Consider the following 7,731-nt stretch of genomic DNA (forward strand, 5'->3'; position numbering starts at 1 on the left):
AGCAGCGCGACATCCGTGTAGTAGGGCACGTGTGGCTGCAGGGACAGCACCAGGGTCAGCTGGACGGCGATGGCGCTGGTCAGCTGGACGGCGACGAGACGGCCGGCTGCGTCGCCGCGTAGTGTGCCTGCGCCGGCCAGCGCCAGGGTCACGAGCATGCCGACGGTCACCGCGGCGATCACGGGTGCCACCGCGGGAACGACCGCCGAGCACCGGGTGACGGCTGGAACTGGTGGACCAGCAGGAGCTGCTCGTCGGGGAACGACGCGACGACGTAGGTGTTGGGGGCCAGCGACGCCTCGAGGGTGATGGCCACGTCGACACCGCAGTCGACGGGCTCCTCGGTCGGGACCGCAACGTAGCGCCCCGCCACCGGTGCCACGCCACGCACCTGGCGTACGAGCGCCCCGACCACGGCCCGGATCTCCCGTCCGAGGATCCGGCCGACGGCGCGCAGCCGCCAGACGCGTGGCCACGACGCCGTGTACGACAGGTCGGCCACCCGCCAGGCGCGCGCCGACACGGCGACCGCCACGGCCGCGACGACCGCGCCGGCCACCACCTGGGTCCAGATCAGGTCGACGAACGACAGGTAGGTGGCGGTGCCGGCGAGCCACCAGCCCAGCACCGCGGCCCACCCGCTTCGCCCGTGGCGCACGTCGGCCCTCCCCGTCCGCGTCGACCTCACGCGACTCTAGGCGCAGGTACAGCGACCCGGTGCTCACTACGGTCGAGCCGTGTCCCTGCGACTCCTGCTGCCGACCGCCGTCTACGCGGCGATCCTCGCGTTCTCGTCGCTCCCGGCCGACGACCTGTCGATGCTGCCGGCCGGCCTGAGCTGGGTCGGTCACGTCCTCGAGTACGCGGTCCTGGGGGCCGCGCTCCGGTGGGCCGTTGACGGCGTCCCGGGAGCGACCGCAGTCACACTGGGGGCGCTCGCTTGTCTCGCCGGCATCGACGAGGCGTACCAATCCACCGTGCCCGGACGCGACCCATCCACCCTGGACTGGGTCGTGGATGTGACCTCGGGGGCGGTCGCGGCCACCGCGTTCGTCCACTGGAGGGGCTGACCGAACACCCCCGGATACCCCGGAGGCGCGCGGGGACCGTCAGGCCTCCTGCCGCACCTGCTCCACGGCGACGCTGGGCCGGTACTCGGGGACGATCTCGACCAGCGCCTGACGGACCGCGTCCGGTCCGATCCCGTCGTCGCAGACGTCGACCAGGACCTTGAACTTCGACGCGAGCTCCTCGCGGGTGTGCGGCTGGGAGGTCCGCCCGATGAAGATCTTCGGATGGCGGGTGCGCTCGGCGTTCTCCGCGTCGAGCGCGAGTTCCTCGAACAGCTTCTCTCCGGGACGGATCCCGGTGAAGACGATCTCGATGTCCCGTCCAGGCTCCAGCCCGGACAGGCGGATCAGGTCCTCCGCGAGATCGACGATCCTGACCGGTTCGCCCATGTCGAGGACGAAGATCTCGCCGCCCTCCCCCATCGCCCCGGCCTGCAGGACGAGCTGGGCCGCCTCGGGGATCGTCATGAAGTAGCGACGCATCTCGGGGTGGGTGACGGTGACCGGGCCGCCGTCGGCGATCTGCCGCTTGAAGATCGGCACGACGCTGCCGGCCGAGTCGAGCACGTTGCCGAACCGCACCGTGACGAACCGTGTCGAGCTCACCGCACCCAGGGCTTGGGTGTACATGGAAGCCGCCCGTTTCGAGGCTCCCATGACCGAGGTCGGGTTGACGGCCTTGTCGGTCGAGACCATGACGAAGGAGTCGACCTTCGCGTTGTGCGCGATGTCGGCCAGCGCCTTGGTGGCCAACACGTTGTTCTTGATCGCCTCGCCGGGGTTGCCCTCCATCAGCGGGACGTGCTTGTGAGCGGCCGCGTGGAAGACGACCGCAGGTCGGTGCCTCGCGAACAGCCACCGCACTCGGGGTCGGTCGCAGATGTCCGCGACGATCGGCCACATGTCCAGCTCGGGGTGCCGGTCGCGGAGCTCGGTCTCGATCTCGAAGAGGTTGTTCTCGGCCCGGTCGACCAGCACCAGGGACCTCGGCGCGAAGCGGGCCAGCTGCCGGCACAGCTCGGATCCGATGCTGCCTCCCGCACCGGTGACCATGACCGCACGGTCGCGCACGAACTCGGCGATCGTGTCTTCCTCCAGATCGACGGGCTCGCGGCCCAGGAGGTCCTCGATGTCCACCGGGCGGATGCGTGACAGGTTGACCTGGCCGCCCACGATCTCGTAGACGCCGGGGATGATCTTGGTCTCCAAGCCCGCGTCCTCGGCGAGCCCGGTGATGCGGCGCACCTCGACGCCGGGCACGTTCGCCATCGTGATCAGGGCTTGGGTGGCGCCCTTGCGGTCGGCGATCACCGCCAGGTGCTCGGTCCGCCCGAGGACCGGGATGCCGTGCACGACGGTTCCGACCTTGTTGGGGTCGTCGTCCACGAACCCGACCGGTTCGATGCCGAGGTCGGGGCGTGACGCGAGCTCCCTGGCCACCATGACGCCCGCTTGACCGGCTCCCACGAGGACCGTGCGCTTGATCTTCTCGGCCGGTGCGATGCTCCGGGACGCGGACCGTTCGCTGATGAGACGACGGGCCGCCCGGACCCCTCCGACGAGCAGGGTTGCCAGGACGAAGTCGATCAGGATGACCCCGGCAGGGATCGTCACCTGGGTGATCGGCGCCCCGTCGTTGACCAACGGCACCCCGAACCTGATCAGCAGGAGCAGGCCGGAGGAGGCAGCCAACGCGACGTAGATCCGGATGACGTCACGGAGGCTCACGTACCGCCAGGACGCCTGCGTCACGCCCGTCGCCGCGAGCGCGAAGTACTTGACACCGACCACGGCCGGCAGCGTGACCAGCATGCGCTCGAGGCTCTCAGGCGGCACCACCGTGTCGAACCGGATGAAGAACGCCGCCGCGTAGGCCAACGCGAGCAGCCCGAGGTCGATCGCCGTACGTGCGATGCGCAAGAACCCCACCCCAGCTCTCATCGGCACCCCCGTGACGTGTTGTACATCCGCGAACGGTGCACGGCGACCAATCTAGTGGCCCCTGGGGGACTTGCCACCATGTCGTCAGCGACTGACGCCGTGAACGTGCTCCGAGAACCGCACGACCGCGTCGGCCTCCATCGCCGGCAGGACGTGCGCGTAGACCTCGAGGGTGGCCTGCACCGATGCGTGCCCGAGACGTTCGCTGACGACCTTGATCGGGACCCCGGCTTCGAGCAGCAGCGTGGCGTGCGTATGTCTGAGGTCGTGGAGCCGGATGTTGGGGACGTCCAAGCGGCGGACGAGGCGACGGAACGCCGCGCTGATGTTCATCGGGTTCAGCCAGGATCCGTCGGTATCGGTGAACACCAACCCCCACTCGTCGACCCACCGGTCGCCGGCGCGGCGGCGCTGCCGATCCTGGACCTGTCTGCGCCAGCCCAGAACGTCCACGAGGCGGTCGTCGATGCGGATCCTGCGTGACCGCGACGTCTTCGTCGACTTCAGCCGCGCGCTGCCGTCGACCACCTGGAGAGACCGGCGGATGTACAGCAGCCCGTCCTCGAGGTCGACATCCTGCCACCGCAGGCCGAGCTGTTCGCCGCGGCGCATGCCGGTCCCGAGCGCCAGCTCCCAGATGTCACGGTGCGGATCGTCGTAGATCGCGTCCAGGAAGGCGCGGACCTGCTCGGCGGTCCAGACCTGCAGTTCGGTCGTGTCCTCCCCGTCGACGGCCAGGTTCGGGGTCTCGGCGAGGCTGGCGACGTTGCGGCCGAGGAGCTCGGTGCGCACCGCATCGTTGAGCGCCTTGTGCAACGTCTGGGCCGCGTACTGCACGGTCCGAGGTGACAGCGACGCGCCGTCCTGACCGCCCGACTCGAGCAGCCGGGCCCACAGCTTCTCCAGCTGAACGGCGCTGAGCTCACCGAGCGGGATGTCGCCGAGGTTCGGGATGAGGTAGCGCTCGACGCACCCGAGGTAGGACTTCCAGCTCGTCGGCTGGAGGCGGTGGCGCTGGATCTCCATCCAGTCGCGCAGGTACGCGCCGACCGTCGGCACGTCCGAGCTGCGCAAGCGCTCTTCCATCACCCCTCAGCATGCTCGAACCATGGCTCCCGCGGCGATATGGCACGTCTGCGGCTGTGGACAACTGCCCCTCGGCCGATGTGTCATCGACGTCACCCCCGAGTCCGTCCACAGGGTTACCGACGCCGGGACCCCGTGCGGACCGGCACCTGTCTACGGTCGCACTCGGACCATGACGCTGAGGAACCACGTGCGCGAGATGAGTTCGTCAGGATCGAGCGTCGGGCGGAGAGGTGAGCCGCGTGGCTGAGACACTGTTCTTCCGCCTACACGCTCGCGAGCAGATGGCTGCGCGGAACGTCGCGCCAGATGCGGTCCGCTCGGTCCTAGTGAACGGCGAAGTGATCGAGGAGGACGTCCGCGAGGGGCGCCCGTACCCCACGCGCCTTATCCTTGGATGGGTCGGGAACAGACCGCTGCATGTCCTGGTCGCCCGCGATCCGGAAGGGCGGAAGTACGTGATCACGGTCTACGAGCCGACGCCGGACCGTTGGAGCGACGACTTCCGGACTCGAAGGAGCCAACCGTGACGTGCCCCATCTGCGGCCAAGGGCAACTCGAGGATGGCACCACGACGTTCGCCGCCGACATCGACGGGGCGGTCGTGGTCGTACGAGCGGTCCCTGGGAAGATCTGCGACGTCTGCGGCGAAGCCTTCATCGACGAGCACGTCTCGGACGAGCTCGAGACGATCGTGGAAGACGCCAGGGGAACCGGCACCGAGAGTCTGGTACGTCACTACCAGCCGGTGGCCTCCTGACTCCACCTGCCAGGTAGCGTCGATGCGACCTTACGTCGGCGGCATCAGAGATGGCATGGGGTTGCGGATCTACTTGTCACCACCCGACGTCACCGAGGTCGAGCGCGAGTTGCTGCTCGATGCCTTCGAATCCAACTGGATCGCGCCGCTCGGCCCGCACGTCGACGCGTTCGAGACCGAGATGGCCGAGCGGCTCGGTGCCGGTCACGCGGTCGCGCTGTCCTCAGGAACCGCCGCGCTGCACCTGGCGCTGCTGCTGGCTGGTGTCCAGCCCGGAGACCGCGTGGTCACGGCCACGCTGACGTTTGCCGCGACCGCGAACGCGGTCCGCTACGTCGGCGCGGAACCGGTGTTCATCGACGCCGAGCCGTCGAGCTGGAACCTCGACCCGGATCTGCTCGCCGAGGAGCTGGCGACAGCGCCGACCGTGACCGCCTGCCGGCCGCCATCGTCACCGTCGACCTTTACGGACAGGCGTGCGACTACGACCGGATCCTGCCACTCGCCGCCGAGTACGGCATCCCGGTGATCGAGGACGCCGCCGAGGCCGTCGGCGCCACCTACGCCGGGCGCCACGCCGGCACCTTCGGCGACCTCGGGGTGCTGTCGTTCAACGGCAACAAGATCATGACCACCAGCGGCGGCGGGATGCTGCTCACCGACGACGAAGAGGCCGCCGAGCGCGCCCGGTTCCTGGCCACCCAGGCTCGCGACCCCGCCCCCCACTACGAGCACTCGACGATCGGTTACAACTACCGGCTGTCCAACCTGCTGGCCGCGGTCGGTCGCGGTCAGGTCACCCGACTCGACGCGATGGTCGCCCGTCGACGCGAGGTCAACCGTGCCTACCGCGAGCACCTCGGCGACCTACCCGGCGTCGCGTTCCAGCCGCTGGACCTCGGTGAGCCCAACTGCTGGTTGACGTGCCTCACGGTCGATCCCGCCGCCGCCGGCGTCACGAAGGACGAGATCCGTTGACAGCTCGTCTAGCGATATCCCCATGAACCGGCGAAGTAACTGCTACCCGTTCCCTGCCCGGTTCGCGAGGTACCAGTCATAAGTGTGTTGGATGCCGTCGCGGAGATCGATGGACGGCTTCCATCCGAGCTCCTGGAGCCGGGTGACGTCCAGGAGCTTGCGGGGGGTGCCGTCAGGCATGGAGGTGTCGTAGGCGAACCCGCCCTCGTAACCCACCACCCCCGCGATCATCTCGGCCAGCTCACGGATCGAGATGTCCTCCCCGGAGCCGACATTGAGGTGCTCCTCACCCTCGTAGTGCTCGGTGGCGTAGATCGTCGCGTCGGCGAGGTCGTCGACGTGCAGGAACTCCCGTCGCGGCTCCCCCGTCCCCCAGATCACCACGGTGTCCTGCCCAGACTCCTTCGCTTCGTGGATCTTGCGGAGCAGCGCCGGCAGCACGTGGGAGGTCTCGAGGTCGAAGTTGTCGTTAGGCCCGTACAGATTGGTGGGCATCAGCGAGATCGCCCGCATGTCGTACTGACGGCGGTACATCTTGGTCAGCTCCAGGGCGGCGATCTTCGCGATCGCGTAGCCCTCGTTGGTCGGCTCCAACGGGCCGGTCAGCAGGTAGGCCTCGGCCATCGGCTGCGGAGCCTCGCGCGGGTAGATGCACGACGAACCCAACACCAACGTCTTCTCGACACCGAACCGGCGGGCCGACTCGATGACGTTCGCGCCGATCATCAGGTTGTCGTACAGGAACTCGCCCTGTGCGGTGCGGTTGGCGTGGATCCCCCCGACCTTGGCCGCTGCCGACAGCACGACGTCGGGGCGGGTGTCGGCGACGAAGGCCTCGGTGGCCTCCTGTCGGCGCAGGTCGACCTCGTCGGACGTCGCCGTGATCAGCTCCGCGTTGTTCTCAGACTCCAAGCGCCGAAGCAGCGCCGAACCGACCAGCCCGCGATGACCGGCGACCCACACCCGCTTGCCGGACAGGTTGTACGTCTGCTCAGTCACGGAACGCCTCGGGGTGGTTGTCCGCCGCCAACGCCCGCGCACCCGACACGTCCAGATCCAGATCCGCCAGATCGGACTCGACCATCTCAGCGATCAGTTCAGCGAACCTCGTCTTCGGCTTCCATCCGAGCTCGTCCTCAGCTCTGGACGGATCCGCCCGCAGCTTCTCCACCTCGGTGGGCCGGTAGTAGGCCGGATCGATCTCGACGAACGGCTCCCAGTCCAGCCCCACGTGACCGAACGCCACCTCACACAGCCGCCGGACCGTGTGCGCCTCACCGGTACCGATCACCAGGTCGCATGGCTCGTCGTGCTGCAACATCAACCACATCGCCTCCACGTAGTCGCGCGCGTGCCCCCAGTCGCGCTCCGCATCCAGGTTGCCCAGGTACAGCGTGTCCTGCTGGCCTGCGACGATCCTGGCGACCGCCATCGTCACCTTCCGCGTCACGAACGTCGGCCCACGACGTGGCGACTCGTGGTTGAACAGGATCCCCGTCACCGCATGCAGCCCGTAGGCCTCCCGGTAGTTGCGGGTCATCCAGTACGCGTACAGCTTCGCCGCCGCATAGGGCGACCTGGGATGGAACGGCGTGTCCTCCGACTGCGGCGGCGGCGAAGACCCGAACATCTCCGACGTGCCTGCCTGGTACAGCTTGGTCTCAACCCCCGCCGCCAGACCCTCGAGCTCCACCAGACGGCTCAGCGGCGAGTACCCGATCAGCTGCCCGTTGAGTTTCAGACGCCCGAGACGTTCAGCCGTCACGGCCACGGTGTTCTTGATCTGGGATCCGTCCACGCCCAGATGGCGCATCAGCTGCTGCAACGTCACGCGGTCCTCACCGATCTCCTCCACGAGACGTTCCAGGACCGGCTGCAGTTCGGTGCCCCGGTTGT

General features: G+C 68.5%; 9 protein-coding genes and 1 pseudogene. 4 read left to right on the forward strand and 6 right to left on the reverse strand.

The window, feature by feature from the left end; all coding sequences use genetic code 11:
• Positions 1-182, reverse strand: a 182-nt coding sequence (locus KY469_21790; GenBank protein MBW3665733.1) for a hypothetical protein, incomplete at its 3' end; no start/stop codon positions are given.
• Positions 179-658 carry a Na+/H+ antiporter subunit E gene (locus tag KY469_21795; GenBank protein MBW3665734.1) on the reverse strand — a complete coding sequence of 160 codons (480 nt, stop codon included), beginning with the start codon at positions 656-658 and terminating at the stop codon, positions 179-181. The genes KY469_21795 and KY469_21790, both read right to left, overlap by 4 nt.
• 79 nt (positions 659-737) lie before the next feature.
• On the opposite strand from KY469_21795, the gene KY469_21800 reads away from it, so the two are divergent.
• Positions 738-1,070 (forward strand): VanZ family protein, encoded by a 333-nt coding sequence (locus KY469_21800; GenBank protein MBW3665735.1) that lies wholly within the window; start codon positions 738-740, stop codon positions 1,068-1,070.
• 39 nt (positions 1,071-1,109) lie between these two features.
• Here the strand turns inward: KY469_21800 and KY469_21805 are convergent, their stop codons facing one another.
• Positions 1,110-2,990 carry a polysaccharide biosynthesis protein gene (locus KY469_21805; protein MBW3665736.1) on the reverse strand — a complete coding sequence of 627 codons (1,881 nt, stop codon included), beginning with the start codon at positions 2,988-2,990 and terminating at the stop codon, positions 1,110-1,112.
• Positions 2,991-3,095: 105 nt separating this feature from the next.
• A complete protein-coding gene (locus KY469_21810; protein ID MBW3665737.1) occupies positions 3,096-4,085 on the reverse strand; it encodes a site-specific integrase in 990 nt (329 codons plus the stop codon).
• 296 nt (positions 4,086-4,381) lie between these two features.
• Here KY469_21810 and KY469_21815 point away from each other — a divergent pair, with 296 nt between their 5' ends.
• From KY469_21815 to KY469_21825, 3 genes and pseudogenes are all read left to right on the forward strand, one after another.
• On the forward strand, positions 4,382-4,627 hold the full coding sequence (locus KY469_21815; GenBank protein ID MBW3665738.1) for a DUF4258 domain-containing protein: 246 nt from the start codon (positions 4,382-4,384) through the stop codon (positions 4,625-4,627).
• Positions 4,624-4,857: a type II toxin-antitoxin system MqsA family antitoxin gene (locus KY469_21820; GenBank protein MBW3665739.1), complete on the forward strand. Its 234-nt coding sequence runs from the start codon at positions 4,624-4,626 to the stop codon at positions 4,855-4,857. The genes KY469_21815 and KY469_21820 overlap by 4 nt, the downstream gene beginning before the upstream one ends.
• Positions 4,858-4,912: 55 nt before the next feature.
• A pseudogene (locus KY469_21825) lies at positions 4,913-5,835 on the forward strand (aminotransferase class I/II-fold pyridoxal phosphate-dependent enzyme).
• A gap of 42 nt (positions 5,836-5,877) precedes the next feature.
• Here the strand turns inward: KY469_21825 and KY469_21830 are convergent.
• Positions 5,878-6,813 (reverse strand): GDP-L-fucose synthase, encoded by a 936-nt coding sequence (locus KY469_21830; GenBank protein MBW3665740.1) that lies wholly within the window; start codon positions 6,811-6,813, stop codon positions 5,878-5,880.
• A gap of 13 nt (positions 6,814-6,826) precedes the next feature.
• Positions 6,827-7,731, reverse strand: a 905-nt coding sequence (locus tag KY469_21835; GenBank protein ID MBW3665741.1) for a GDP-mannose 4,6-dehydratase, incomplete at its 5' end; no start/stop codon positions are given.

The sequence above is a fragment of the Actinomycetota bacterium genome, from assembly GCA_019347575.1.
In the GTDB taxonomy this organism is placed as follows: domain Bacteria; phylum Actinomycetota; class Nitriliruptoria; order Nitriliruptorales; family Nitriliruptoraceae; genus JAHWKY01.